This is a genomic window from Bradyrhizobium sp. RD5-C2, from assembly GCF_019972155.1.
In the GTDB taxonomy this organism is placed as follows: Bacteria; Pseudomonadota; Alphaproteobacteria; order Rhizobiales; family Xanthobacteraceae; genus Bradyrhizobium.
This window is the reverse complement of record NZ_BOVL01000011.1, coordinates 28,120-54,529: the sequence shown is the minus strand read 5'-3', so window position 1 is coordinate 54,529 and position 26,410 is coordinate 28,120. Positions and strand designations below refer to the sequence as shown.

General features: G+C 64.4%; 20 protein-coding genes and 1 pseudogene. 5 read left to right on the top strand and 16 right to left on the bottom strand.

What is annotated here, in order from left to right; translation table 11 throughout:
* Positions 1–23: 23 nt before the first annotated feature.
* A complete protein-coding gene (locus BraRD5C2_RS12955; protein ID WP_223968905.1) occupies positions 24–3,077 on the bottom strand; it encodes an ATP-binding protein in 3,054 nt (1,017 codons plus the stop codon).
* 292 nt (positions 3,078–3,369) lie between these two features.
* Here BraRD5C2_RS12955 and BraRD5C2_RS12950 point away from each other — a divergent pair, with 292 nt between their 5' ends.
* Positions 3,370–3,858, top strand: a complete 489-nt coding sequence (locus tag BraRD5C2_RS12950) for a hypothetical protein (RefSeq protein ID WP_223968904.1) — start codon at positions 3,370–3,372, stop codon at positions 3,856–3,858.
* Positions 3,859–3,965: 107 nt separating this feature from the next.
* On the opposite strand, the gene BraRD5C2_RS12945 is transcribed toward BraRD5C2_RS12950, so the two are convergent.
* The 3 genes from BraRD5C2_RS12945 to BraRD5C2_RS12935 form a co-directional block, all read right to left on the bottom strand.
* Complete coding sequence (locus tag BraRD5C2_RS12945) at positions 3,966–4,169, bottom strand: hypothetical protein (protein WP_223968903.1); 204 nt, start codon at positions 4,167–4,169, stop codon at positions 3,966–3,968.
* A 372-nt stretch (positions 4,170–4,541) separates the two neighbouring features.
* Positions 4,542–5,996 carry a short-chain fatty acid transporter gene (locus tag BraRD5C2_RS12940; RefSeq protein WP_223968902.1) on the bottom strand — a complete coding sequence of 485 codons (1,455 nt, stop codon included), beginning with the start codon at positions 5,994–5,996 and terminating at the stop codon, positions 4,542–4,544.
* 51 nt (positions 5,997–6,047) lie between these two features.
* A complete protein-coding gene (locus BraRD5C2_RS12935; RefSeq protein WP_223968901.1) occupies positions 6,048–9,449 on the bottom strand; it encodes a molybdopterin-dependent oxidoreductase in 3,402 nt (1,133 codons plus the stop codon).
* Positions 9,450–9,591: 142 nt separating this feature from the next.
* Here BraRD5C2_RS12935 and BraRD5C2_RS12930 point away from each other — a divergent pair, with 142 nt between their 5' ends.
* The gene (locus BraRD5C2_RS12930) at positions 9,592–10,269 is read left to right on the top strand and encodes a GntR family transcriptional regulator (RefSeq protein ID WP_223968900.1); all 678 of its coding nucleotides are present in this window, start codon (positions 9,592–9,594) and stop codon (positions 10,267–10,269) included.
* A 38-nt stretch (positions 10,270–10,307) separates the two neighbouring features.
* Here BraRD5C2_RS12930 and BraRD5C2_RS12925 read toward each other — a convergent pair whose 3' ends face one another.
* From BraRD5C2_RS12925 to BraRD5C2_RS12905, 5 genes and pseudogenes are all read right to left on the bottom strand, one after another.
* Positions 10,308–11,468, bottom strand: coding sequence for an acyl-CoA dehydrogenase family protein (locus BraRD5C2_RS12925; RefSeq protein WP_223968899.1), 1,161 nt, complete (start codon positions 11,466–11,468; stop codon positions 10,308–10,310).
* A gap of 126 nt (positions 11,469–11,594) precedes the next feature.
* A complete protein-coding gene (locus BraRD5C2_RS12920) occupies positions 11,595–12,362 on the bottom strand; it encodes a crotonase/enoyl-CoA hydratase family protein (RefSeq protein ID WP_223968898.1) in 768 nt (255 codons plus the stop codon).
* A gap of 25 nt (positions 12,363–12,387) precedes the next feature.
* Positions 12,388–13,170, bottom strand: coding sequence for an SDR family NAD(P)-dependent oxidoreductase (locus BraRD5C2_RS12915; protein ID WP_223968897.1), 783 nt, complete (start codon positions 13,168–13,170; stop codon positions 12,388–12,390).
* 18 nt (positions 13,171–13,188) lie between these two features.
* Positions 13,189–14,439: an acetyl-CoA C-acetyltransferase gene (locus BraRD5C2_RS12910; RefSeq protein ID WP_223968896.1), complete on the bottom strand. Its 1,251-nt coding sequence runs from the start codon at positions 14,437–14,439 to the stop codon at positions 13,189–13,191.
* A gap of 242 nt (positions 14,440–14,681) precedes the next feature.
* Positions 14,682–14,960: pseudogene (locus tag BraRD5C2_RS12905) on the bottom strand (helix-turn-helix domain-containing protein); the annotation flags it as partial.
* 36 nt (positions 14,961–14,996) lie between these two features.
* Between BraRD5C2_RS12905 and BraRD5C2_RS12900 the strand changes: the two are divergent.
* Entirely contained in the window at positions 14,997–15,356 is a 360-nt protein-coding gene (locus BraRD5C2_RS12900; RefSeq protein ID WP_223968895.1) for a hypothetical protein, read from the top strand.
* A gap of 856 nt (positions 15,357–16,212) precedes the next feature.
* Here BraRD5C2_RS12900 and BraRD5C2_RS12895 read toward each other — a convergent pair.
* A complete protein-coding gene (locus tag BraRD5C2_RS12895; protein WP_223968894.1) occupies positions 16,213–17,010 on the bottom strand; it encodes a MetQ/NlpA family ABC transporter substrate-binding protein in 798 nt (265 codons plus the stop codon).
* Between the two features lie 33 nt (positions 17,011–17,043).
* Positions 17,044–18,369, bottom strand: coding sequence for an O-acetylhomoserine aminocarboxypropyltransferase/cysteine synthase family protein (locus BraRD5C2_RS12890; RefSeq protein WP_223968893.1), 1,326 nt, complete (start codon positions 18,367–18,369; stop codon positions 17,044–17,046).
* Between the two features lie 398 nt (positions 18,370–18,767).
* Between BraRD5C2_RS12890 and BraRD5C2_RS12885 the strand changes: the two genes are divergently transcribed.
* Complete coding sequence (locus BraRD5C2_RS12885; protein ID WP_223968891.1) at positions 18,768–20,171, top strand: LLM class flavin-dependent oxidoreductase; 1,404 nt, start codon at positions 18,768–18,770, stop codon at positions 20,169–20,171.
* A 43-nt stretch (positions 20,172–20,214) separates the two neighbouring features.
* On the opposite strand, the gene BraRD5C2_RS12880 is transcribed toward BraRD5C2_RS12885, so the two are convergent.
* Genes BraRD5C2_RS12880 through BraRD5C2_RS12860 form a run of 5 tightly spaced genes read right to left on the bottom strand, consistent with a single transcriptional unit; the run spans position 20,215 to position 24,832 of the window.
* Positions 20,215–21,009, bottom strand: a complete 795-nt coding sequence (locus BraRD5C2_RS12880) for a MetQ/NlpA family ABC transporter substrate-binding protein (protein WP_374707988.1) — start codon at positions 21,007–21,009, stop codon at positions 20,215–20,217.
* Between the two features lie 49 nt (positions 21,010–21,058).
* Positions 21,059–21,724, bottom strand: coding sequence for a methionine ABC transporter permease (locus BraRD5C2_RS12875; protein ID WP_223968888.1), 666 nt, complete (start codon positions 21,722–21,724; stop codon positions 21,059–21,061).
* Positions 21,714–22,838, bottom strand: a complete 1,125-nt coding sequence (locus BraRD5C2_RS12870) for a methionine ABC transporter ATP-binding protein (RefSeq protein ID WP_223968886.1) — start codon at positions 22,836–22,838, stop codon at positions 21,714–21,716. Before BraRD5C2_RS12870 ends, BraRD5C2_RS12875 begins: the two co-directional genes overlap by 11 nt.
* A 48-nt stretch (positions 22,839–22,886) precedes the next feature.
* The gene (locus BraRD5C2_RS12865) at positions 22,887–23,207 is read right to left on the bottom strand and encodes a 4Fe-4S dicluster domain-containing protein (protein ID WP_212310343.1); all 321 of its coding nucleotides are present in this window, start codon (positions 23,205–23,207) and stop codon (positions 22,887–22,889) included.
* A complete protein-coding gene (locus BraRD5C2_RS12860; protein ID WP_223968884.1) occupies positions 23,204–24,832 on the bottom strand; it encodes an FAD-dependent oxidoreductase in 1,629 nt (542 codons plus the stop codon). Before BraRD5C2_RS12860 ends, BraRD5C2_RS12865 begins: the two co-directional genes overlap by 4 nt.
* Before the next feature lie 314 nt (positions 24,833–25,146).
* Here BraRD5C2_RS12860 and BraRD5C2_RS12855 point away from each other — a divergent pair.
* A partial coding sequence (locus tag BraRD5C2_RS12855) for an LLM class flavin-dependent oxidoreductase (RefSeq protein ID WP_223968882.1) occupies positions 25,147–26,410 on the top strand: 1,264 nt, incomplete at its 3' end.

The window sequence follows — 26,410 nt, the reverse complement described above, 5'->3', positions numbered from 1 at the left end:
TTCGCACCTCTCCGGGTCAGGCTCTAGTGCCGCCAAGGTTCACCCTGGGGATCGGCAAGCATTCCGTTCAGGAGCGCTTCGGCCCGATGCAGCAGCGGCTTCGTTCCACTGCTCGATGCAATCGCAATCGCTGCGCGCAACTTGTGCAGAATGGAAGTCCTGTCGTTCTCGTTTGACGCCGGCGATACCGTCGCCTCTCCGAACAGCGCCTCGGCTTCGAGGCCGGAGAATCCTTGCTGCCGCGCGGTATTCCGAGCCTCTCGCAGCATGTTCAGCGCAGCCTGCACATCCCCGAGCCGGCTGAGAGCGAGTGCCAAATAGATCGAGGTACGTAGCACGATCGAGGTATAGCTCACCGACCTGGCGACCTCTCGGGCTTCGACTAGCGTAATCCGCGCGTCAGCGAGACGTCCCTGTTCCAGATAGGCAATACCGAGATGGCAGGTGATGACCGGTACAAAGAGGCGAATTCCATACTTTTGTGTAATGGCAAAAGCGTCTTCCAGGATCGCCGCTGCTTCGCCAGGATTGCCACGCCCGAGCGCTAGACAACCAGCGCTATACCCCGCGCCAACGCGATCAAATGGCCTGTTGCTCTCATTGGCGATTGTTGACGCGCGTTGATGAAACTCGGCCCCCGTATCAATCTCTCCCAAGGTCGTGTGGGTCACGCTCTTCATCATGCAGGACAGCAGCTCCAGGGTTTTCGGCGTCGTCCCGGGCGGCGCGCTGGCATCCGGCCCTGACAGGCGCAGGCACGCCTGTCCCAGCATCTGCTCTGCGTCGCGATAACGCCCGGCAATGAAATAGGCTTGGCCAAGGCTGTATTGAGCAAGGTTGAGCCAACCGGGATTGCCCCACTCTCCTGCCAAGCGAGCAACCTCCTCACCGGTTTCGATGGCCTCGATCGGCGTGCCGTAGAAGTTCTGCGCCCCCGACCTGACCGCCATCGCCGCGACCTTCCGCCCGATATCATCAATCGCGTTGGCGCGCCCCTCCGCATCCCTTCCAAGGTCGAACCATTCGGCGACCTTGCCTGCGCTCATGAAGGCTGTGCGCGCCTCGATGCGAAGGTCGACCGCATCCGCTTCGCGCGAGCGAGCGAACGGCGTCTTGTCGAGTGCGGTCATCGCGATCTCGAAGTAGTTGGTTGCGTCGGCAAATGCCGATCGTGCCAGACTCTTCCGAGCGGCAGTTCTGCCGTAAGCGAAGGCTTTTTGCCAATCCTTGGCCCGGGTTGCATGGTAACAGAGCCTGTTGGGCTCATCATGCGAACTCCCATTGGCCTCCAGCGCCGCAAGAATGCGCGCATGGACGCTTTCCCGTAGCTTCTCGACCATCGAGTCATAGGTCACTTGGCGAACCATCTCGTGCGGGAACTCGAGCAAGCCATCCTGCTCGACATCGATCCTCACCAGAAACTCCGCGCGATCGAGCGCGATCAGGCAGCGCTGAAGCGCCTCCGGCGACAGACCGGCCACCGCGCGCAGCATGGATTCCATCGACTGGGGTCCCAACGCCGCCGCGATCTGCAACAGCGAACGCTCCTCCTTCGAGATGCGGTCCAGACGCGTGGCGATCACGCCCTGGATGCTGCTCGGAATTCCGAGATCGCCGACCGGACGCGCCAGCGCCAGATCGCCCCAATGCCCGCGGAGAACCCCGCTGTCCTTGAGGCTGCGGCAGACCTCTTCGATGAAGAGCGGAACGCTGGCGGTATGAAGAACGACGCGGCTCTTCAGGTCGGCCATGTTCGCGGACGAGCCCAGGATGTCGTCCAGCATCTCCCGTCCGGCGTCCTCGCCGAGCGAGCGCAACGCCGCGACTTCAGCGTTGCAGCGCGCGACCCAATCCGGAACTCCATTCGGCCTGCTGGTCAGCAGCACCAGAAGCCCGGGTACCGGCAGCGAAGCAAGTGACGCCATGACGGTCTCGCTGGCGCGATCGATCCAGTGCAGATCCTCGATCAGGATCACCGCACGCCGGCGAACAATCACGCCTTCGAGAATCGCGCAGCACGCCTCGCTGATCGCGCGGCCGCGCGCATGCGGCTCCAGCTCGCTCCATTCCGGATCCGAGATCGGACGGTCCAGCACCGCGTCGATGGCCGAACGCTGAAGTCCTATCAGGCGCGTTGGGCCATCGGTGTCGGCCGCGACTTCCTCCAGGATCGAGAGCATCAGGGACTTTAACGTACTGAACGGCGCGCCTTGAAGATTCGGGCTGCACTCGGCGTGAAACGGGAGCCAGCCCTCGCGGGTGAGTTCGTCGACGAACTCATGCACCAGCCGCGATTTCCCGATACCGGGATCACCAATCAAGAGCGCCGTTTGCCGGTTCGGGCCGGCGTCCTGCGCCAACCGCCTGAGCAGCGCAGTCTCATTCGACCGGTTGACGAACCGCGCAACGCTTCGTGCCCTGCGTACCCGCCAACTGGAGACATCGGTCGCACCCGTTACGCGGTAGATCGGCAGAGCCTCACTAAACCCCTTGAGCTGCCTGCGTCCGAGAAACTCGAACTGAACGTTACCTTCAGCGAGTTTCTGACAGGCTTCGGACGCGTAGATCTGATTCGGTTCAGCAGCCGCTTCGAGCCGCGCCGCCAGATGTTGCGCGGCGCCCCCAATCTCATAAACCTTGGAATATTCGCTGGCGACCATGTAGGCCACGACACGACCCGAATGGAGCCCGACCCGAACCTGGAGCCCCGAATCGCCCAAAGCGGCGACGCGTCGAACGAGCTCGATCGCAGCATGGCAGGCAAGCGGCGCATGGTTGTCATCAGCAATCGGGGCGCCAAATACCGCGGCGAGCCCATCACCCAATTCCTTGCTGACGATTCCGCCAAACTGGCGCACAGCGCCGCGCATGGCGGCCAAGGCCGGCTCCAGGCGGGAGACCGCCTCTTCCGGATCCAAGTCAGCTACGAGCCCCGTGGAGTCGACCACGTCGGCGCGAAGGATCGTCACAAATCGCTGTTCGCTGTCGGGGTCGACGCGCTTGGCTACGGCGGCACCGCATTGGGCGCACCAATTGTCGTTCGCTCCGATCGTCGATTGGCATGCAAAGCAAAGCATTCCTGCTCTCAAAGGCTGCTGCGGTCTCGCCAGCTCAGCATCCCGGTGAGCAGCTTAGAGTAGAGATTACCCATCGGGACATGCTTATCAATCCGGACGTGCAGTCTGCCCGCAACCGCGCCAACCCGAGAGGTTGCTCAACTGGACGAGATACAGTCTTGAGTGGTAGGTCGAGGCGCGAGAAATCAAACGGCGCAACTCGAGCCGTGCGACCGATTTCGTTCGACGTCCCCGCGTTGCATAACTTATGTATAGCCAGAGCAAGACAAAGTTGTAATGAAAGGGAAATCCTATGGGCGGAAGAGTATTCAATAACCAGCAATTCAAAGATCATATCAACGCGCACTACTATCCTTTGGACAACATGATCAAGAGCGTCGCTATACTTAAGGCGTCGGATCTCATCGACATCGAGACGCTGGAATATGGTCAATACCAGCCGATCCTGTCGCCCAGGCACCAGTGGCCGGGCGGAAGCGGCAAGTTGTGGCAGAAGGAGATGGGCAAGGCGCGCCTTGACCTTGCCACTCAAGCAAGCACCGCAGCCCTCTCCAAGGACGAGGCCGGCGTCGTACCGCTGACGAAATGCGCGCTGATGGATGCCGCCGTCCGCAAGTGCTTCAACTCCCAACCTCCGATCCCGATGAAGATCGATGTGAAGGAGAAAGACAAGAATGCGCCGAACGCCGATCGGCACGACATTCTGCTGACCTGGGAACACGCCAACGGCGACAACCAGCCGCCAACGCTGCTGCTGCTGACGATGGTCTGCCCGGCCTGATCCCTCGATCGCAGGCGACACTTTCCGCACGACGGTATTGCACATCACGCGGCTGCCTGCTGGCAGCCGCATCAACCTTGGCCCACCGCCGATGCCGTGGGGATGATCTATGACGCCGGGCGGCGCTGCTGCAACAGCGCCCTCACCGCACGCTCCGCGGCGCGAGCGGAGCCGAAATAGCCGCCATCGAGGCCATCAAAGGCGCGATCCGAGGAGAAGAAGCAGAAGCCTCTGGCGTCGCTGACAACGATACCCGCGGTTCGATCCGATACTTCGATGACGTAAGCTTGGGACATTTGGGCTTGGGACATGCGTGCTCGATCGCCGGATGACGGCGCTCCTGTCTGATTGTCGGGTGCTTGGATTTTTCTTAAGCGATCAACAACAGACGCCGGTCGCCGCCGAGACGCAGCGATGCTGCATGCGGTTTCGCATGTCGCACATCAAGCTGCGGTGGTAATGTCTCATGGCAGTGACCTTGAACAACGCGGGTTAGCGCGGATCAATATCCGGCCGAATCGCGCCGCGGTCAATGAAATGACCGACCAAAGATCACGGCCCGGCGCGATGCCTCATTCGCGACGACCGGGAAAACAGCACGGTTTTGGTGATGACGGTTGCGGTCCGCCGAATTGGCCGACCTTGGCCGGGCACCTTGTGTCCTGGTGCCCGGCCGTGATCGCTCAAGGCAGGATCGGGGGGTGATAGGTGAAAGTCGCCGTCAGGATCGCGGCCAGCAGCATCACGATCGGGAAGTGGATGAAGAACTGCACCGACGTATAGCCGATCAGGTCCTTCGACTTCAGGCCGAGGATGCCGAGCAGCGGCAGCATCCAGAACGGGTTGATGAAGTTCGGGAGCGTCTCGGCGATGTTGTAGACCATCACCGTCCAGCCCAGATGCGCGCCGATGTCGTTGGCCGCCTTCATGATGTAGGGCGCCTCGATGATCCACTTTCCGCCGGCCGACGGCACGAAGAAGCCGAGCAGCGCCGAATAGATTCCGACCAGGAACGAGAACACGGTGGAATTGCTGGAGGCGCCGACGAACCAGTGCGCGATCGTGTCAGACAGCGTGGTGCCGCTGCTGTTCGGCACCTTGGTCAGGATCTGCGCGATGCCGGCGTAGAACGGAAACTGCAGCAGTACGCCGGAGACGCTCGGCATCGCCTTGGAAAAGGATTCGATCAGACTGCGCGGCCGCCAGTGCAGCACGATGCCGAGAATGAGGAAGACGAAATTGTAGGTGTTGAGCCCCGACAGCGTGATCAGCGGATTGCCTGACTGGAACGTCTGCCACAGCCAGCCCGCAGCAAGCAGGGCGATCAGGATCGTCAGCAGCGGACTGAACTCCAGCCAGTCGCCCGGACGGGCCGGCTTCCTGGCCTCGATGCGATCATCGCCGAGCGCAACGCCGAGGTCTTCCGCCGTCTTGGCCTGCTCGGGCGCGGGCGTGGTGAAATAGCAGATCGCCGCCGACACCACGCTCACCATCACGACGGTGACCATGTTCTGCCAGGTCAGGATGGTTTCCGAGAAGCCGATCACGCCGGTGATCGGCAGAAGCGATGCCGGAATGCTGCCGGCATTGGCCTGGAGCTGAGCGGCCGACGACGTGATGCCGAGGGTGAAGCCGCAACCGAGCCCGAGATAGCCGGCCGCGCCGGCAGCGCGATAATCGAGCCGGATATCCGTGCGCCGCGCGATCTCCCGCACCAGCAGACCGGAGAAGATCAGGCTCAGCCCCCAGTTCAACAGCGAGAGGAAGATGCTGAGCATCCCGACAAAGACCACCGCGCCGCGCCCGGTCTTCGGCACGCTCGCGAGCCGCGCCAGCACGGCCGCGACCGGCGGCGACATCGCCACGACGTAGCCGCCGATCGCAACCAGCGCCATCTGCATCGTGAAGGGAATCAGGTTCCAGAACCCGTCGCCGAACGCGCGGCTGACGGCGAGCGGCGAACCGCCATGCAGGATCGCGCCTGCGGCAACCGCGATCACGGCGATCAGGACGAAGACATACGCATCCGGAAACCAGCGCTCGGCGAACGCAACGAGGGCCTGCGAAAAGCGCGCCATGATGTTGTTAGCGACGGGTTTTCGCAGGCTCATGGTCTGGTCGTGCGTTGCATTCGTCATCAATCTGATCCCCTTCCGGTGATGCGGTTGGCCTTCAATCGTGTTTGGTCATCAAAGCGCGAGCGTGAGATCGGTGAGCGGCACGGCCTGGCAGGTGAGGCACTGCCCCTCGCTGCCGTCGACAGGGCCGAGATGGGTGAACTCCCCATCGACCACCTCGACCACGCAGCTTTCGCATTGCCCGACACGGCAGCCGCTCGGCAGCGCAACGCCCGCCGCACTTGCAGCGTCGAGCAGAGTCCCCTGCTCCGGTCCCCACGTGAAGCTCTGCTTGCTGCCCGCAAGACGGATCGTTCGCGGCGCGAGGTCGCTCGGCACCGACGGCGGCGACACGAAGCTTTCGGCAAAGACGTCGAACCGCGGGATACCGAGCGCCACGGCTGCCTCGATCTGGGCCGTGACGAAATCCGGCGAACCGCAGATGTAGACCAGCGGCCGGCGAGCCAGTAGCGGCTTGACCTGTTCGAGATCGACCCTTCCCTTGTGCAGCGACTGCGAAGCGACCGGGTCTGGCGCGAGCGGGGCCGAATAGAACGTCACCCGCGTCAGCTCCGGCGTAGAGGCTTCCAGCTCGGCGAGCCGCTGCGCGAAGGGGTGCTCGCGGCCGCTGCGGCAGCCGTGCAGCAGCAGGATTTCGGCTACACGATCCTGTTGCGCCGTGTGTTGCAGCGTCTCGATATGACTGATGAACGGCGTGATGCCGATGCCGGCAGCGAGGAAGACCAGCGGCCGCGGCCCCTTCAATGGCGGCGTGAAGATGCCACCCGGCGGCTCCAGCAGAACCTCGTCTCCAACATCGAGACCATGCAGTCGATCCGGCATGAAGAACGGCGCATCGCTGCTCCGAACCTCATTGAGGAAACGTCCCTTCACCGCAATCGACAGCGCTTGCGGCAGGTTGCCCGATCCGGTCAGCGAATAGGCGCGCGCCTCGGTTGCGCCGGGCAATGCGGTCATCACGTGTTGCCCCGGCAGGAAGTCGGGCAGCGGACCACCGTCGAGCGGCCGCAGGCTGAGGGCCATGACGTTATCGGCCTCGGCCCTGCGCTCGCCGACCACGAACCGCCGCCGGCCGCTCCAGACGCCGCGGCTGGCCACGTCGTCCCGCCTGATATCGCAGACGATCGCGCGCAGCGGAACGGAGCCGCTGACCGGATCGCGCGCATCATCGTGCAGCACCGCGTTGATGTTGCGCGTGAGGTTGCCTGATGTCGCGGAACGATCGCGGCCGAGCGGCGGACAATCCTCCCACCAGCCGAATTCGGCGACGACGACCCGCGCGTCGAGCGCCGCATTGAGGCGCACTTTCAGGCGCACGGCACCGCCTTGTGTTTCCACCACGGCCCAGTCGCCTTCCACAAGTCCGCGCCGCTCGGCGAGTTGCGGGCTGATCTCGACGGCCGGATCGGGCGACTTTCGTCGCAGCGAGGCGACATGCCGCCAGGAGGAGTGAACGAACCAGCCGCTCTTGGCGGTGGAGAGCACGAGCGGAAAGCGTTCGTCCGCCGCTGTCGTGAGCGGGCTGCCGACCGGTTCGACGTGATCGGGCAACGGGTCATGCCCGTGTCCCAGCATCAGCTCCGAATAGATCTCGACACGGCGTGTCGGCGTGGCAAAGCCCGCCGCCGTTCCGTCTTCGCGCGTGACGGCGTATTTTTCATCGCGGAAGACCTGCGGGAAGCGGCGTCCCTCGGGATGTTCGCGCAGATCCTCAACATCGATGCCGAGCGGCGCCAGTTGATAATTCCAGCCGGCCTTGATGTCGCCGCCGAAGAACAGGCTGCCCATGCCGAGCTTGAGCGCGAGTGCGGCGGCGATCTCGTAATCGGCCTTCACTTCACCGACCGGCTCGACCATGCGCGGGCGAAACTGCACGGTCTCGACCGCTTGCTGCGTGATCTCGAACCCGATCTTCAGCGCATCACGCTCCCACGGCGTGCTGGCCGGCAGCACGAAATCGGCGCTCTCCGCGGTCGGGTTCATGAACATGTCGACATGAACCTGGAATTCCAGCGCATTCAGCGCCGCGCGGTTGCGCTCGGAATGGCCCTGCGAAACGACGAAGTTGGTGCCGAAGGCGACCAGCGCGCGCACCCGGTAAGGCTCGCCCTCGAGCACGGCGCGGCTGAAATCACGCGCGGTGATCCAGCCCTTCGCCGGTGGGCCGAGCGGCAATTCGGCAATGCCGAGCGCCTTGGCCTGCTGCTCCGGTGGCAGGATGTTGTAGTCGTTGAGCGGACGCGTCGGCGGCGGCACCGGCCAGCGATTGCCGCCGGGCCGATCGCAGGCGCCGGTCAGCGCGTAGAGCGATGCGATCGCGCGCTCGATCGCGGTGGCGTTGGTGTGCTGGCCGACACCGGTCCAGGAATGATAGGCGAGCCGCGGCCGGGCCGCGAGCAGCGCATTGAATGCGTCGATGTCCTCGGCACGCAGCCAGGTCAGTTCCGCCACGCGCGCCGGTGTATAGGGCGCGGCGCGCTCGGCCAGCAATTCGAACGCGGTTGCTGCCGAGATCATCCGGCCGTCGCGCGCACGGATCGACAGCGTGCCGCGAAGTTGGCCGCTGCGCTCCGGCGCATAGCGGGTGTCGCAGGCGAACGGCGAGCCCGAGGCATCGAGACGAACGAAAGTCTCAGGCCCGCCATCAGGCCACAACGCGTCGGCGCGCAGGAAGCGCCCGGTCGCGCGATCAACCAGCAGCGATCCATTGGTCCATTGGTCGACGAAGTCAGCATCGAAGCTGCCAGTCGCGATGAGATGACGGATCGCGCCCATCGCAAGTGCGCCATCGGCACCGGGGCGAATGCGCAGCCAGAGATCGGCCTGCTGACCCGACCCGTTCGGCTTCGGATCGACGACCACGACCTTGGCGCCGCGCCGCCGCGCGTCAGCGATCCGCGTCGCCTGGGCGAGCCAGGTGCGGGCGGGATTGTGGCCCCACAGGATGATCGCATCGGCATTGTCGTAATCGGGAAAGCCGATGCCGCGGCCGAAGGTCAGCGCGTGTGCATAGTCTTTGTGCCAGCCGCAGATCTCGACCGCGTAGATCAGGTTGGGACTGCCGAAGCCGCGGATGAAGCGCTCGACCCACTCAAAACTGTCGACCATCGGCGTGCCGCTCGGCGTGGTGACACCGAATGCGACGGCTTCGGCACCGCTCTCGGCGCGGATGGCGGCGAGCCGGTCGGCGATCTCGGTCAAAGCCTGGTCCCAGGACACCTCGATCCAGCCCGGATCGGCGGCATCGCGTGGCCGGGTCCGCTTCAAGGGCACGGTCAGACGGCGCGGGCTGGCGACGATTTCAGGTGCGGCCCGGCCCTTGGCGCAAAGTGCGCCACCGGTCGGGTGGTTATTTAATACCTCCACACCGACCACGCGCCCGTCCTCCACCACGGTGATGGCACCGCAGCGCGAGCGACAAAGCGTGCAATAGCCGGGTAACCGCTGTTTCACCGCCGCCTCTTCATCAAGTCAGCCCTTGTGACGCATTTTAGTAATGCGCTACACATTTACGTCATACGCTACCAGCCGCGTCAAGGCTAAGTAATAATCAGGGACGAATCGAAGCTCGGAACGAGAGGCGGCGCGACCACCCATGGACCAGAATTTGCGTGAACAGGTGCTGCAGCGGGTGCGCGCCGAGATCATTTCCGGGCAGAGCCTTCCCGGCACGATGTATTCGGTGCCGTCGCTCGCGGCGAGCCTCGGCGTCTCCTCGACGCCGGTGCGCGAAGCACTGCTCGAGCTCAGCCGCGGCGGTCTGGTCGAGCCGATGCGCAACCGCGGCTTCAAGGTGGTGGAGCCGTCGCTGGCCGAGCTGCGCAATTTGTTCGACATGCGCGAGGTGCTGGAGCTGCACGCCGCCGTGCTGGTCGCCGCCAATCCTCCAGAGGATCTACCAGCCGTGCGCGGCTGGGCCGATGAGATCGCCAAGGCCGTAGAGACCGATGACGTCCAGCTCTATCTCGAAGCCGACCGCAACTATCATCGCGCGTTCATCGCCGCCGCCGGCAACGAGCTCTTGACCGACATGGTGATGGGCCTGCGCGACAAGATGCGGCTCTACGGCATTAGCTCACGTGCCGGCCTCGAGCGGCAGCAGGCCTCGGTGCCTGAGCACTACCGGCTAATCGAGCTCGCGCTCGCAGGCGACACCGAGGCGCTGCCGACCCTGCTTCGCAGCCACATCCGCTCCTGGGAGCCGATCTTCGTCGACGCATTGATGCGCTCGAAGGAATACGCGCGCGAGCCGCTGCGGCAGGCACGCGGGTAGCGCGCGACCGGAGCTAGATTGCTTGCTGCGCTGAAGAGCTAGTCCAGAATGCTCTTGTAGTGCTCCGAGAAAACATCGCGGCCGATGATCAGCCGCATCACCTCGGAGCTTCCCGCCAGGATCCGATTGACGCGCGCGTCGGTGAACATCCGGCTGATCGGATATTCATCCATGTAGCCAGCGCCGCCGTGCAGCTGCACGCCGAGGTCGAGCATCTTCCACTCGACTTCCGACGACATCATCTTGGCCTTGGCGCCCATATTGCTGGTCAGGCGTCCCGCGTTGTGCTCGGCCACGCAGTGATCGACATAGACCTGCACGAGGTCGATTTCGGCATCCATCTCCGCCATGCGGAACTGGGTATTCTGCTGTTCGGCGAGCGGCTTTCCGAACAGCTTGCGATCCATCACGTAAGCGCGCGTGATGTCAAACGCCTTGCGGCCGTTGGCGATCGATCCGACCGCGGAGATCAGCCGCTCCTCGGCAAGGCCTTCCATCAGATAGTAGAAGCCCCTGCCCGGTTCTCCCAGCACGTTGGCCTTGGGTACCTTCACGTTCTGGAAGAACAGCTCGGCGGTGTCCTGCGCCGGCATGCCCATCTTCTTGAGATTGCGGCCGCGCTCGAAGCCCTCCATGCCGCGCTCGACGATCAAGAGCACCATGGCGTGTTTCTTCTCGGCGCCTGCGAGCCTGGCGGCCACGATCACGACGTCGGAATTGATGCCGTTGGAAATATAGGTCTTCGAGCCATTGAGCAGGAAATGATCGCCCTTGTCTTCCGCCGTCGTCCGCATGCCTGCGAGGTCCGAGCCTGCGCCGGGCTCGGTCATCGCGATCGCCAGGATGGTCTCGCCGCTGACGCATTTCGGGAGGAAGCGGCCGCGCTGCTCTTCGGTGCCGAAGCGCTTGAAATAGGAGCCGACCAGGCGGCTGTGCAGCGTGTTGAACCAGCCCTTGCAGCCGGAGCGCGCGGTCTCCTCGATGATGATCTGCTCATAGCGGAAGTCCTCATCGCCCATCCCGCCGTATTTCTCCTCGGGCCAGATCATCAGGAAGCCGAGGTCGCCGGCCTTCTTGAACGCGCTGCGGTCGACGATGCCAGCCTCCCGCCACGCCTCCATATGAGGCGCGATCTCGCTGGCGAGGAGCTTGCGGTAGGAGTCGCGGAAGATGACCTGGTCTTCGGTAAAGTTGCGCATCATTCACCAAATAGCGCTCTCAAGCGGCATGGAAACCGGCCGGCGTGTGCCGAAGCACTGACAAAAAAATTCGGAGCGCCGGTTCTGCTTCAAAACCGGCGCTCCGTCATCGAAACGAGCGACGCCTTACTTGCCCTTCCAGTTCGGCGCGCGTTTTTCTGCAAAGGCCGCCGCACCCTCGCGGGCATCTTCGGATACGAAGACGGGAGCGACGATCTCTTGCTGCTTCTTCCACATCTGGTCTTCCGGCCAGAGCCTGGATTCTACGATCACCTGCTTGGATGCCTTGACCGCGAGCGGGCCATTGGCGCCGATCGCGGCGGCAAGCTCGAGCGCGGCGTCGAGCGCCGGGCCATCGGTCACGCGATTGATGATGCCGAGCTCGTAGGCGCGCGGTGCGCCGAAGAACTCGCCTGTCAATGCGAACTCCATCGCCACGCGGAACGGCATCTGGCGCGGCATGCGGATCAGCCCGCCGGCCGCGGCAGCTAGCCCGCGCTTCACCTCGGGGATCCCGAACTTGGCGTTGCGGTTGGCGACGATCATGTCGCACGACAGCGCGATCTCCATCCCGCCAGCGAGCGCGTAACCGTCGACGGCCGCGATCAGCGGTTTCTTCGGCGGCGCCTCGGTGAGGCCGGCGAAGCCACGGCCGGGGATCGACGGCCGCTCGCCCTTGAGGAACCCCTTGAGGTCCATGCCCGAGCAGAATGTGCCGCCAGCACCGGTGATGATGCCGACGCTGAGGGCATCGTCGGCGTCGAGCCGGTCGATCGCCGCGGCCACGCCCTTGGAGAGGGCGAGGTTAGCCGCGTTCTTGGCTTCCGGCCGGTTCAGCGTGATGATCAGAATAGGTCCGCGGACTTCAGTCAGGACCGGAGTTTCTTCAGACATCGCTTTCGTCTCCTGTTGCCGTAGCTCAGCGCGGGGCCATGCGAATGGCGCCATCGAGGCGAACGTCTTCACCGTTGAAGTAGCCATTGGTGATCATGGTCAGCGCCAGCTGGGCATATTCCTCCGGCATGCCGAGACGCTTCGGGAACGGCACCGAGGCGCTGAGCGCGGCCTTGACGTTCTCCGGGGCGCCCTGCAGCAGCGGCGTGTTGAAGATGCCCGGCAGGATGGTGTTGACGCGGATGCCATCGGCCATCAGGTCGCGCGCGATCGGCAAGGTCATGCCGACGACGCCGGCCTTCGACGCTGAATAAGCCGCCTGCCCCATCTGGCCGTCCTCGGCCGCGACCGACGCCGTGTTGACGACCGCGCCGCGCTCGCCGTGCTCCAACGGTGCCAGCGACAGCATGCCCTTCGCCGACTTGGCGATGCAGCGGAAGGTGCCGACAAGGTTGATCTGGATGATGCGGTTGAAGGCGTCGATCGGGAAGTGGGTGGGTTCGCCGGTCTTCTTGTCCCGGCCGGCGGTCTTCACCGCATTGCCGGTGCCTGCACAGTTCACCAGGATGCGCTCCTGGCCGTGGGCCGCGCGGGCCTTGGCGAAGCCCGCATCGACCTGCTCGTCGGAGGTGACGTCGACCTTGCAGAACACGCCGCCGATTTCCTTGGCGATGGCTTCGCCCTTTTCTTCGTTGAAGTCGAAGATCGCGACCTTGACGCCTTGCGCCGCGAGCGCCCGCGAGGTGGCTGCGCCGAGGCCGGAAGCGCCGCCGGTAACGACGGCGGCGACCGATGAATCGAGTTTCATGGCAAGTTCCTTTCGCGATCAGATGCGTTCGATGATGATGGCCGGCGCCATGCCGCCGGCGGCGCACATGGTGACGAGACCATAACGTCCGCCACTGCGCTCGAGCTCGTCGAGCGCCGTGCCGATCAGGATCGATCCGGTCGCGCCGATCGGGTGGCCGAGCGCGATCGAGCCGCCATTGATGTTGACCTTCTCGCGATTCAGGTCGAGATCGCGGATGAACTTCTCGGCGACGACTGCGAAGGCCTCGTTGATCTCCCAGACGTCGATGTCGTTCTTGGTCAGGCCGGCCTTGGCGAGAACCTTCTTGGCCGCCGGAACGGGGGCATTGAGCATCAGCGTCGGATCATCACCCTGATTGGCATAGGCCACGATGCGTCCGCGCGGCTTGAGGCCGTGCTTCTGGGCATATTCCTTCGACGTGATCAGCACCGCCGCGGCGCCGTCCACCACGCCCGAGCTGTTGCCGGCATGATGCACGCCCTTCCACTCGAGATCCGGGTAACGGCGCTGGATCTGCTTCTTGAACGTCGTGCCGTTGCCGAGATCGAAATCGGCAAGCTGCTCGAAGCTCGGCTTCAGCGAGGCAAGGCCTTCGGCCGTGGTCTCGGGGCGCGGGAATTCTTCACGACCGAGGGCGACGCTGCCGTCGTCGTTGAGGACCGGGATCACCGACTTGGCGAAGCGGCCTTCATCGATCGCCCGCTTGGCGCGCTGCTGGCTGACCAGCGCCAGCGCATCGCAGGCTTCCCGGCTGATCCCCTCACGCGTGGCGATGGCGTCGCCGCACACGCCCTGGTGCGACTGCGGGTGAATCTCGTCGAGCGCCGGATTGCCCGAACCCATCATCCGCGCCGGCTGCCCCGCCTTGGAGCGCTCGGCTGCGAGGGTCTGCTGATAGCTCATCATCTCGGTGCCGCCGGCGATGACGCAATCCTCCATCCCCGACATCACGGATGCTGCCGCGAGGTTCACCGACGTGATGCCGCCGCCGCAGAAGCGATCCAGCGTCGTGCCGCTGGCGTTGATGTCGTAGCCGGCCGCAAGGGCCGACATGCGTCCGAGATCGCCGCCCTGCTTGCCTTCCTGGGTCGAGGTCGACCAGATGATGTCATCGACGGTCGACGTATCGAGCTTGTTGCGCTCCTTGAGCGCGCCGAGCACGGTTGCCGCCAGTTGCTGCGGATGCAGATGCGACAGCGCACCCTTGCCCGGCTTGCCGATGCCGCGCGGCGTGCGGACCGCGTCAATGATGTATGCTTCAGACATGCGTTTCCCTCTACTTTGGATGTTTCTTCACTGTGAGCCCGTGCCGATTGGTCCCGACCGCTTGCGCTGCGTCTTCTGCCCCGGAACAAACCGAGGCGTCAGCGGTGTGGCGTGACCGAAAGCGGGGCGGCAACCGGCTTGCGCTGATCTTCGAAATAGCGCGCGTTGATCAGCATCGGCGGTTGCGCCGTCTCGCGCTCCCGCTCGTCGGCGCAGGCGGGCTTGTCGCAGCCCTCGGCGAACAACGGGACGCTCGGCGCGGCGGCGTGCGGGCCGAGAGCATATTTCTGCTCTTGCGGCAGGTAGATCAACTGACCGATCTGGGTGAGGGTCAAGGTGAGACGGGAGACCGTCGATCGGGGAAGACCGCAGCGATCGGCGATGTCGCGATTGCCCAGGCGTATGCTTCGACCTTCGAAGCAACGCACGATGTCGAATGCGCGCGATACCACCTGTATCACGCGCCGGTTGTCCGTGCCGGCGGTGTCTTGCGCCATCAATACTTCAGATCGACGTCCCATCGTTTACGCCTCACTCCTCATTTGTCGTACGGGTGAATGAAGCCCACCCTGGTTCGGGCAGGCCGCGCCGATCCGCGACATCGCTGTCAAGCGCGCAACGCCGAGCGGCGCACGCGTGAACGGAACTGCATGCGGAATCTGAAGGCAGCGATCGGGGCACGCCGCGTCGCCGCCCGTGAGGATCGAGCCGGCGCTATGCCATGCCCGAGCGGCAACGAATGCGGCATGCTGGACGACGCCATTTCCGCCCTGTTCGAGGCCGATCTGCATGGCGCCGACGGGCGCCTGGTCTTCCAGCCCAGTGAAGCCGCGACCGCGCGGGGCAAGCAGCTTCGGATTTCGACGGCCGGCCGGCATCAGGCGGATTCTTTCCCTAGGGTTTCAGACCTTAATTAATTGATTAATTAGTCAGGTGATTAAAGTGACCGCTCCCCCCTGTCAACCGTCCTCGCCGCAGGGCGCCCCGCGCTCGGGTCGCACCTCACGCATCGCTCAAGCTGCTCAGGCCGGTTTATCGGAGCAGCAGCTGCCGATCCGTTCGTGCCGAACGTCGGACCGGTGCTGGACGGTGATCGGGCGAGATGCGCGGTACAAGCCACCGCCCACGAGCGCCGAGACGCAACGATAGAGCGTGCGGCAGACCAGCTCTCGTCGTTCGATGTGGCGCACTCACGCGGCCCTCGCTCCGCGAGCGCCGCTCAGATCGAGATGCCGTCGCTGATCGGCGATAGCTCCGAGAATGAATTTCCGTTGTCGGCTCGGCAGGCGAAGCTACCGTTCCATAGAACGGGCATGGTTCGACTCATTGATTGCAAACTGGACGCGTCGATCATGGTTCGCGTTCGAGCTGGGCAAAGACGTGCTATTTTAACAGGACGACTATTCGACGGAGGTTTTATGCGTCACGCATCCTCTTGGCTTCACTCCCTCAGTCGCATGACCCGACAGCTGCAGCGGTGGCGCAGGAAGCGCGCCCGCGCCGCAAATCCCGATGGACAGCGCGATCTGCACGAGCTGTTCCTGTTCGGGCCGCATGGCTAGTTGAGCCGACAGCGCGCTGGCCGCGCACAGCGCGTGCTGCGGTTTCAGCTGAGCCAAGACACTTGCTGAAGACACACGCGGCCAACGTTCTCGACGTGGCCGCCTGTCCACATTTCCCCGACATCCGCAACCAGTGTGCCGAACTCGCTGCCCTGCTCTCCCGTACTGAAGAGACAGGGCAGCACCCGATCCGCCGTGAACGGACGCGCGTTTAGCTGCTGAAGCCGGCCGGAATGAACGCCGGCAGCTTGTCCTCGATGAATTTCTTCACCTCGGGCGAGTCGAAGACCTGGATGAAGGCCTTCAGGCGCGGATCATCCTTCTTGTCCGGCCGCGCCGTGAAGCGCAGCACGAGTCCGTCATCCACCGTGCGATCAATCAGCAGCGCCGATTTGGGATCGCCGCCCGCGGGGATCAAATAGGTGATGTTGACGAGTGCGAGCGTGACGTCGTCGAGCGAGCGATAGGTCTGCGCCGGATCAAGCTCGACGATCTTCAGATTCCTGGGGTTCTTGATGACGTCGAACCGGCTCACCGCGAAGCCCTTGCCCGGCGTCAGCTTGATCAGGCCGGCCCGCTCGAGCAGGATCAATCCACGTGCGCCGTTGAGCGGCTCGTTCGGGATCGCGACGCTGTCACCGGATTTGATCTCGTCGAGTGACTTGATCTTCTTCGAGAACAGCCCGACCGGCGCGATCACGCCGACCTTGTCGACCTGGACCAGATTGAAGCCGCGCTGCTTGTTCTGGATCGCAAGATAAGTGCCGTGCTGGAACAGGTTGGCGTCGACGTCGCCGCTGTTGACCACCTCGTTCAAGGCGACCCAGTCGGACAGCTCGACGACCTTGATGTCCTGTCCCTTGTCCTTGGCCAGCTTGGCGGCGAACGCCGCGAGTTGGCCGACCGGACCGGCGCTGGTCGCGATCTTGAGGGGTTCATCGGCGACGGCACTCGCCGTCAGGGCAAGGAGAACGCCTGCCGCGTGCGCCAGGCGCAACAATGTCTTCATCATCTCAATCCTGTTTCGATTTACCAAATGCGATCACGCCGCCTTGCGGGCGCTGCTGCCTGCCTCGGCCTGGGCCAATGCCTGAACGAGGTCGGCGATGATGTCGTCAGGGTGCTCGATCCCGACCGAAAGCCGCACGTAGCCGGGCGTGACGCCGGCCGCGATTTGCTCCGCACCGGTCAGCTGCTGGTGGGTGGTCGAGGCCGGATGGATCGCGAGCGACCGCGCATCGCCGATATTGGCGACGTGATAGAACAGCTTCAGCGCATCGATGAACCGGCGACCAGCCTCGACACCACCTTTCAACTCGAAGCCGACCAGCGCGCCATAGCCGCCTTTCAGATAGGTATCGGCGCGGCGGCGATTCTCCCCGTCCTGCAATCCCGGGAAGATCACATGGGAAACGCCGGGGTGCCTGGCCAGGAACTCCGCCACCTTGATGGCATTCTCATTGTGCTGGCGCAGCCGCAGCGGCAGCGTCTCGAGCCCCTGGATGAACTGGAAGGCATTTTGCGGCGCGATCGCGGCGCCCAGATCGCGCAACAGCTTGACGCGCGCCCGCAGGATGTAGGCGATCGGACCGAGCGGCTTGGCCGCCTCCGTCCAGATCGCACCGTGATAGGCGGCGTCCGGCTGCGTCAGCAGCGGAAAGCGCTCGGCATGCGCCGCCCAGTCGAAATTGCCGCCGTCGACGATCGCGCCTCCGATCGACGTGCCATGGCCGCCGATATACTTCGTCGTCGAATAGACCACGATCGCGGCACCATGCTCGAACGGGCGTGCGATCAACGGCACCGCCGTGTTGTCGAGGATCAGCGGCACTCCGAGCGAGCGGCCAATGTCGGCCACTTCCCTGATCGGGAACACGTTGAGCTTGGGATTGGGCAGGGTTTCCGCAAAATAGGCGCGGGTCTTCGCATCGGTGGCACGGCGGAAATTCTCGGGATCGGTTGGATCGACGAACCGCACCTCGATGCCGAACTGCTTCAGGGTTTGCGACAGCAGGGTCCAAGTGCCACCATAGAGATCGGTCGAAGAGACGATGTTGTCGCCGGCCTGCGCGAGGTTGAAGATGGCAAAGGCCGAGGCGGTCTGGCCCGACGCCACGGCGAGCGCGCCGACGCCGCCCTCCAGCGCCGCCAGCCGTTCCTCGAAGGCGTCCGCCGTCGGGTTCTTGATCCTTGTGTAGATCTGCCCGATCGCTTCCAGCGCGAACAGCCGCGAGGCATGGTCGGTGTTCTCGAACTGGAACGAGGTGGTCTGATAGATCGGAACCGCCACCGCACCAGTCGTGGGATCGGACCGGTAGGACCCGCCATGCAGGGCGAGCGTCTCGAGATTCTTCGTTTCGACCGGCATTTCGGACTCTCCTGGGATCGGTGAACACGCGTTGCAAGTCGCGAAATGATGCGCAGCGACCTTGCCGCTGTCGAGATGCCCAGGAAAATAGCGATGGACGTGCTGACGTCTCGCGGAACGGCATCTTGAATTTTTCAGACGAAACATCCGGCACGACGCATTTGTTTCGTTTCCCGGCGGCCGGTGCCGGCGCGTGAGATCGCCGATCACGCAGTGCGGTGATGGCCCGCGATCCGAGCTGCATGGACGCGTCCACTCCGCCCGCGCGCAGCAATGAGCGTAACGTGCTGTCCGGGAATTCCGCAACAGCAGGATTTTTGCGCAGACCGTTCGAATAGACAAAGTCGCGCAGGCAAGCTGTTACGTTGTCCCGACACGATCACTGTCGGAACAGGTCGATGACAAAATCGAGAGAGCTTCGCTTCAACGCATTCAACATGATGGCGCCGAGCCACAACTGGGCCGGCCTGTGGTCGCATCCGCGCGACACCTCGCTCGACTACAACTCGCTCGATTACTGGGTCAATTATGCGAAGACCGCCGAGCGAGGACTGCTCGACGGCATCTTCCTGGCTGACGTGTTCGGCATCTATGACGTCTACGGCAGCAATCCGGACACCGCGCTCCGTCACGCCGTTCAATTGCCGAACGCAGAGCCGACCTTGCTGGTCTCCGCCATGGCGCTCGTCACCAGACACCTTGGTTTCGGCATCACCTCCAACCTCACCTATGAACACCCTTACCAGCTCGCGCGCCGCTTCTCGACGCTCGATCATCTCACCAACGGGCGGATCGGCTGGAACATCGTGACCGGCTATCTCGACAGCGGTGCCCGCGGCATGGGCCTCGACGCCAACCGCGCCCATGACGAACGCTACGAGGCGGCCGACGAATTCCTCGCTGCGAGCTACAAACTATGGGAGGGCAGCTGGGAGGATGACGCCGTGCGCCGGGATCGCGCGGCTCGCATCTTCACCGATCCCTCCAAAATCCATCGCGTCCGCCATGAAGGGCCGCACTACAAGGTCGACGGCATCCACCTCGCGGAGCCCTCTCCGCAACGCACGCCGCTGCTGTATCAGGCGGGCACCTCGAAGCGCGGCCGCGCCTTCGCGGCACGGCATGCCGAGGCCATCTTCCTCAACGGGCAGACCAGGCCAATTCTCGCCCGCGCGGCCCGCGACATCAGGAGCGCCGCGAAGGAGTCCGGGCGCGATCCCTATGATATCCGCCTGTTCGCCGGCGCGACCGTGATCGTCGCGCCGACCCGGGCTGAGGCCGAAGACCTGCTCGCCGACTATGCCGCACATGTCGACCAGACTGGGCAGCTCGCGCTGCTCTCGGGCTGGACCGGCATCGATTTCTCGACCCATCGCCCCGACCAGGCGGTGCAATATGTCGAGAGCAACGCGATCCAGTCGATGGTGGAGAACTTCACCCTGCGGAGCGACCGCCCAGTCAAGGTCGGCGATCTTGCGACGCTGAGCCGCGTCGGCGCACGATCCCCCTTCGTGGTCGGCTCGCCCCAGGATGTCGCGGACGAGCTGATCGCCTGGGCGGAAGACACCGACGTCGATGGCTTCAACCTGTTCCGCCTCGTCGCGCCCGAATCGCTCGACGCCTTTGTCGACCTCGTGGTGCCGGAACTGCAATCACGCGGCGTATACAAGACGGCCTATCGCGAAGGCACGCTGCGGGAAAAACTCTTCCCCGAGCGCGGACCGCGTCTTCATGCCACGCATCCCGGCGCTGGCTACCGGCGGTCGGTCTCGAACACAGTCCGCTCCGACGCCGCCGAATAAGGTCACGGCCTGACTCCGGCCGGCGCGTTGTCGCCGGCCGCGGCTACCAGCTCGGCAGCACGGCGCCCTTGAATTTGGTCAGGACAAACTCCTTGACCTCCGCCGTGTGATAGCTGTCCACGAGGATCTTGACCCACGGCTTGTCCTTGTCCGCAGCGCGAACCGCGATCAGGTTGACGTAAGGCCCCTTCGGGTCCTCTCGCAGGATCGGGTCCTTGACCGGATCGAGCCCGGCCTGGGTCGCATAGTTCGTGTTGATCACTGCGGCATCGACATCGTCGAGCGCACGAGGCGCCTGGGCCGCATCCACCTCGACGAATTTGAGCTTCTTCGGATTGTCGCTGACATCCAGGACGGTCGGCTTGAACCCGACGCCGTCCTTCAACTTCATCGCACCCTTGTCGCGCAGCAGCAGCAGGGCGCGGCCGCCATTGGTCGGATCGTTCGGGATCGAGACCTTGCCACCATCCGGAATGTCCGCCCAGCTCTTGTGCTTCTTGGAATAGACGCCGATCGGGAAGTTCACCGTCAACCCCACCGCCTCGATCTTGTAACCGCGATCGGCCTTCTGGTTGTCGAGATAAGGCTGGTTCTGGAACGAATTGGCCTGGATATCGCCGGCGTCGAGCGCTGCGTTCGGCACCACATAGTCAGAGAACTCGATCAGCTGGATGTCGAGCCCGTTCTTTGCCGCGATCGGCTTCACGGCCTCGAGGATTTGCGCATGCGGCCCCGGCGTCACACCGATCTTGATGGTCTCCGCCGCGACAGACGCTGACCAGAGCGTGAGCACGCTGGCAAACGCGACAATGGAACGAAACGACATTTGGGTCTCCACAGGAATTGTCAGTATTGCAAAAAGGGCGCCGAAGAGATCGTGGCCGGTCTCAGCGATGGCGCAGGCGGCGGTTGACGCGGCGGGCGAGATAGTCGCCGGCCGTCTGCACCGTCTGCACCAGCGCGATCAGGACGACGACAACCGCGAGCATCATCTCGGGCATGAAACGCTGGTAGCCGTACCGGATGCCAAGGTCGCCCAGCCCACCGCCGCCGACCGCGCCGACCATCGCCGAATAGCCGAGCAGGCTGACCACCGCGAGCGTCAGCGCAAGCACGAGGCCCGGTAGCGCTTCCGGAATAAGAACCTTGAGCACGATCTGCAGAGGGCTGGCGCCAAACGACGACGCGGTCTCGATCAAGCCGGCATCGACCTCTCGGATCGCCGCCTCAACCAATCGCGCGATGAACGGCATCGCGGCGATGGTCAGCGGAACGATCGCCGCGCCCGAGCCGATGGAGGTGCCCGCGATCAGGCGCGTGAACGGGATGATGGCGACCACGAGGATGATGAACGGCGTCGAGCGTGTCGCATTGACGATGATGCCCAGCACGCTGTTGACCGCCGGCGCCGCGAACAATTCCCCCTTGCGGCTGGTGGCCAGGAAGACGCCGATCGGAAGCCCGAACGCGGTGGCGATCAATGCGGCGATCGACACCATGAACAGGCTCTCGCCGGTGGCCTGAACGATCAAATTGAGGAGGTCACGCGACATAGCCGAGCCGCTCCGCCGGCAGGTTGTTCTGGGAAAGATACGCCGCCGCCTTGTCGGCCGCGGCCTCGCCGCCGGGAATGCCCAGCGACAGCGAGCCGACATGTTGACCGCCGATCTCATCGATCCGGGCCGACAGCAGCGCGACGTCGATCGAGAGCTCGCGCGCAAGGCGGGCGACGATGGTGTCGCCGGCGTCGGCGCCACGAACCTGGATGCGAATGACGGCGTGACCACCGGCAACCGGTCGTGGCTGCAAGCGACTTGCAAGCGACACCGGAACGCTGTCGCCGATCACCTCGGAGAGGAAGGCCTGGGTGACCGGATGCGCGGGATGCGTGAAGATGTCAGCGACGTGACCACGCTCGACGATATGACCGCCGTCGATCACCACGACTTCCTTGGCGAGCTGACGCACCACCGACATTTCGTGGGTGATCAGGACGATGGTGACGCCAAGCTCGCGATTGATGTTGGCCAGCAGATCGAGGATCGAACGGGTTGTTTGCGGATCGAGCGCCGACGTCGCCTCGTCCGACAGCAGAACGTTCGGCCGCGTCGCCAGCGCGCGGGCGATGCCGATGCGCTGCTTCTGGCCGCCCGACAGCTCGGACGGGTAGCGATCATATTTGTCCGCGATGCCGACGAGCTCGAGCAACTCCGCGACGCGGACCGCAATGTCGCGCCTCGACCAGCCCGCAATCTCGAGCGGAAGCGCGATATTGTCGGCGGCCGTGCGCGACGAAAGCAGATTGAAATGCTGGAAGATCATGCCGATCGAGCGCTGCGCCAGGCGCAGATCACGGCCCGAAAGTCCGGAGATATCGCGGCCGTCGACGACGACACGGCCGCTCGATGGCTTCTCCAGCCCGTTGATCAGCCGCACCAGGCTGGACTTGCCGGCACCGGAACGCCCGATCACGCCGGTGATCGAGCCGCGCGGAATTGCGAAGTCGATGTCTTTGAGCGCCTGCACGCTCGGCTTGTCGCGGTAAGCCGGGTAGGCCTTCGCGACCTGCTCGAACCGGACCATGGCATCGGCCGTGGTCGGCGGATGCGGCAATGGCGACAGCGTCTCGACAGGTTCCGCTGCCGTCAGGGATTGATGCACGTTCATTCAGTCAGTCCATAAGGTCGTCTTGGTCGCCACGCGCGCGGCCGCGCCTCAATGACCAAAGAGCAAATAGCTGCGGTCGACGCCGCGGCGATCGCTGGTCTCATCGGTCCAGCCCACGGCCCGGCGATAGCTGCCCATGCTGTCCGTTTGCTTGAGCGCAACGAGGTCGATCGGCTGCGCCTGATCCGCAAAGGGCGAAACATAGAGCGCATCCTCGGGACAATAGAGCTCGCAGAGGAAGCAGGTCTGGCAGTCGCCTTGCCGGGCGATTACCGGAATTCCGTCCGTCTTGTCAAACACGTTGGTGGGGCAGACGTTGACACAGATATCGCAGGACGTACAGCGCTCGCCGTCGATGACCTCGATCACTCCGCAGCCTCCGCATAGCCGGCCTCGGCATGGGGCCGGGCCGAGGTCCAGATCTCGTCGAGGCCGCCGGTCGTCACATAATGCCGCTGCCGGCTGTCCTGCTCGGAGAAGTCGTCGCGGCGATGCATGCCGCGGCTTTCCTGCCGGGCGAGCGCGCTGCGGTACATCCATCGCGCGGTCGCCAGCATCGCCGCGGTCTCGCGCGCCCGCACGATCTCGGATGTGTCGGCGGCGTCCGCTTCCGACACGTCGCGCCACGCCGCGTCGAGACGCCCGAGCGCGCCCTGCAATCGCGATGCCTCGCGGAAGTAGTTCAGCTCGTACGGGAAGACCTCAGCCTGAACCGCCCTCGCCAGCGCGGCCGGCGCGAATGCACGGCGCGACCGGCTTCGAAATGCCACGGCACCCGCGGACGACAATGTGCGCCCGGCAGCCGGTCCGACCTGGGTGGCATAGTCAGCGGCGCCCTGCCCGGCCCAGGCTCCCGACGACATCGCCCAGGCGGCATTGTGGCTGCCGCCACCGGTGAAGCCGCCGCAGATCAATTCGCGGGTCGCCGCGTCGCCGGCGGCATAGAGCCCCGGCACGCTGCTGGCGCAACTGTCGTCAACGATGCGAAGGCCACCGGTCCCCCTGACGGTCCCCTCCAGCCGCAACGTGACCGGAAAGCGGTCCTTGAAGGGATCGATCCCGGTGCGATCGAACGGCAGGAAGAAATTCGGCTGCGATACGCGCATATGATGCCGCACATCGTCATCCGCCTTGTCCAGCCGGGCATAGACCGGGCCCTCGAGCAGGGCGCGCGCAATCGCCGATCGTCCGCCCTTCGACGCCGCGCCGGGCACCACGCTGCCGTCGTCATAGCTGAAACTGGCCCAGCCGTAGAACAGCGTCTTGGTCACCGAGCCGAATGCCGGTGAGATCGCGTAGGGGTTGGAGAACTCCATGCTGGTGAATTCGGCACCGACCTCCGCGGCCATCAGATAGCCGTCGCCAGTCAGCACGTTCGAGCCGAGCGTCTTGCTGAGGAATGCACAGCCGCCGGTGGCGATCACCACCGCCTTGGCCCGCACCGTCCAGCGATCCTGCTTCTGCCGCCGCATGCCGCTGGCGCCGGCGACGGCCCCGTCGTCGTCGACGAGCAGTTCAAGCGCCGGGCTGTGGTCGAGAATGGTGACGCCGGCCTGCTTGGTACGCTTGCGCATCAGGCGCATATATTCGGGGCCTTGCAGCGAGTTGCGCTGCGACTTGCCGCGGCCGTCCACCGGATAGGGATATCCCCAATCGGCCAGGCGATTGCTATGTTGATAGGTGCTGTCGAGCACGCGCGTCATCCAACGGCGATCCTGGAGATAGCCGCCCATCTTCTCGCGATTGGCCATCGCGGCCTCACGCAACGCCGGATCCGGATCGATGTACCAGACGCCCGTTCCCGCCGCGGCGGTGGCGCCCGAGGTGCCGCAAAATCCCTTGTCGGCGAGCACCACCCGCGCGCCGCGCTCGGCGGCGCTGACTGCGGCCCAGGTCCCCGCGGGTCCGCCGCCGATCACCAGAACGTCGGCCTCGAACACGACCGAGCCTTCAGGCGCGGACACGCGTTCGGCGCGATGAGACGGGTTCGGCATGATGGAAGGCTCCAGGCGGATCGGTCGCGGCGCAAGGTGCGCCACGACACATCGTCGCGCGCGCCAGCCCGACTGGCAATTTCAGATATTTGCGGAGAGTTGGACGAAGCTTTCACCTGCCTTGCCGCGCAAAGAAAATTCGTGTCGCCGCATGCCGGATGTTGCGTCATCGACGAACAACGCGACACGAGCTTGCGCACAAGGCGCGCCGGCGGGGACGGATATTTTTTTTTGCCTGCTCCGCGCCGCGATGCATTTTCCCGCGCGCATCATGTCGATATCTAGCGACAAGCATCATCGCAGATACGGCCGCCATGTCCCATCGTCAGCTTCACCTCAACGTCAATCTCCTGCATTCCGGCGTCTACGCGTCGGCCTGGCGGCTGCCGGACAGCGACCCGCGCGCCTGTTTCGACGTCGGCCACTACGTGCGCGTTGCCCAGATCGCGGAGCGCGGCAAGCTCGATGCGATCTTCCTGGCCGACACGCCCGCCATCACCGACCGCATCGACTACCGCTCGTTCATGTCGCTGGAGCCGACCATCGTGCTGGCAACCGTCGCCGCCGCGACCAGCCATATCGGGCTGATCGCAACAGCGTCGACCACGTACAACGAGCCGTACAACATCGCGCGCCGCTTCGCGACGCTGGATCTAGTGAGCGGCGGTCGCGCCGGCTGGAACGCCGTGACCACGGCCGATGCCGCAGCCAGCCGCAACTTCGGCCTTCCCACCGTGCTCGAGCACAAGGCGCGCTACGACCGTGCCAAGGAGTTCGCCGAAGTCGTCCATGCGTTGTGGGACAGCTGGGAAGACGATGCCTTTGTCGGCGACAAGGAGGCGGCGCGGTTCGTCGATACATCAAAAGTCCACCCGATCGGACATCGCGGCACCCACTACAGCGTGACCGGCCCGCTCAACGTACCGCGTTCGCCGCAGGGACGCCCCGTCACCGTTCAGGCCGGCGGATCGAGCGACGGCCGCGACCTCGCCGCCGCGCAGGCCGAAGCGGTGTTCACGCTTGCGCAAACGATCGACGAAGGCGTCGCCTATGCGCGCGATCTGCGTGCCAGGGCTGCCACGTACGGCCGCGCCGGAAGCTCCATCGTGATTCTGCCGGGACTTGCGACCGTCATCGGCAGCACGGAGGCGGAAGCCAAGCGGCGGCAAGACGAGCTCTGGGAGCTGGTTCCGATCGAATACAGCCTTGCCCGACTGGCCGGCACGTTGCAGGTCGACCCGGCAATTCTCGAGCTCGACAAGCCCCTGCCCGATCTGCTGCCGCTGCCGGCCAACGCCAACCACACCATGTTTCAGGGAACGGTGAACATCGCGCGCCGCGGCAATCTCACCGTCCGTCAATTGCTGCGCGCCCTCGGTGGCGGCGTCGGCCACCGGATCATCGTCGGCACGCCCGAGCAGATCGCCGACGACATCGAAGCCTGGTTCAAGGCCGGCGCGGCCGACGGCTTCAATCTGATGCCGGACGTATTGCCGACCGGGTTGGACGTGTTCGTCGACACCGTGGTGCCGATCCTGCAGCAACGGGGGTTGTTCCGGCACGACTACGCTGGCACCA

What these genes read in the sequence shown, in the direction of transcription:
- BraRD5C2_RS12955 (WP_223968905.1), bottom strand. Translation starts at nt 3,077, where the DNA reads ATGCTTTGCTTTGCATGCCAATCGACGATCGGAGCGAACGACAATTGG.
- BraRD5C2_RS12950 (WP_223968904.1), top strand. Translation starts at nt 3,370, where the DNA reads ATGGGCGGAAGAGTATTCAATAACCAGCAATTCAAAGATCATATCAAC.
- BraRD5C2_RS12945 (WP_223968903.1), bottom strand. Translation starts at nt 4,169, where the DNA reads ATGTCCCAAGCCCAAATGTCCCAAGCTTACGTCATCGAAGTATCGGAT.
- BraRD5C2_RS12940 (WP_223968902.1), bottom strand. Translation starts at nt 5,996, where the DNA reads ATGACGAATGCAACGCACGACCAGACCATGAGCCTGCGAAAACCCGTC.
- BraRD5C2_RS12930 (WP_223968900.1), top strand. Translation starts at nt 9,592, where the DNA reads ATGGACCAGAATTTGCGTGAACAGGTGCTGCAGCGGGTGCGCGCCGAG.
- BraRD5C2_RS12925 (WP_223968899.1), bottom strand. Translation starts at nt 11,468, where the DNA reads ATGCGCAACTTTACCGAAGACCAGGTCATCTTCCGCGACTCCTACCGC.
- BraRD5C2_RS12920 (WP_223968898.1), bottom strand. Translation starts at nt 12,362, where the DNA reads ATGTCTGAAGAAACTCCGGTCCTGACTGAAGTCCGCGGACCTATTCTG.
- BraRD5C2_RS12915 (WP_223968897.1), bottom strand. Translation starts at nt 13,170, where the DNA reads ATGAAACTCGATTCATCGGTCGCCGCCGTCGTTACCGGCGGCGCTTCC.
- BraRD5C2_RS12910 (WP_223968896.1), bottom strand. Translation starts at nt 14,439, where the DNA reads ATGTCTGAAGCATACATCATTGACGCGGTCCGCACGCCGCGCGGCATC.
- BraRD5C2_RS12900 (WP_223968895.1), top strand. Translation starts at nt 14,997, where the DNA reads ATGAAGCCCACCCTGGTTCGGGCAGGCCGCGCCGATCCGCGACATCGC.
- BraRD5C2_RS12895 (WP_223968894.1), bottom strand. Translation starts at nt 17,010, where the DNA reads ATGAAGACATTGTTGCGCCTGGCGCACGCGGCAGGCGTTCTCCTTGCC.
- BraRD5C2_RS12890 (WP_223968893.1), bottom strand. Translation starts at nt 18,369, where the DNA reads ATGCCGGTCGAAACGAAGAATCTCGAGACGCTCGCCCTGCATGGCGGG.
- BraRD5C2_RS12885 (WP_223968891.1), top strand. Translation starts at nt 18,768, where the DNA reads ATGACAAAATCGAGAGAGCTTCGCTTCAACGCATTCAACATGATGGCG.
- BraRD5C2_RS12875 (WP_223968888.1), bottom strand. Translation starts at nt 21,724, where the DNA reads ATGTCGCGTGACCTCCTCAATTTGATCGTTCAGGCCACCGGCGAGAGC.
- BraRD5C2_RS12870 (WP_223968886.1), bottom strand. Translation starts at nt 22,838, where the DNA reads ATGAACGTGCATCAATCCCTGACGGCAGCGGAACCTGTCGAGACGCTG.
- BraRD5C2_RS12860 (WP_223968884.1), bottom strand. Translation starts at nt 24,832, where the DNA reads ATGCCGAACCCGTCTCATCGCGCCGAACGCGTGTCCGCGCCTGAAGGC.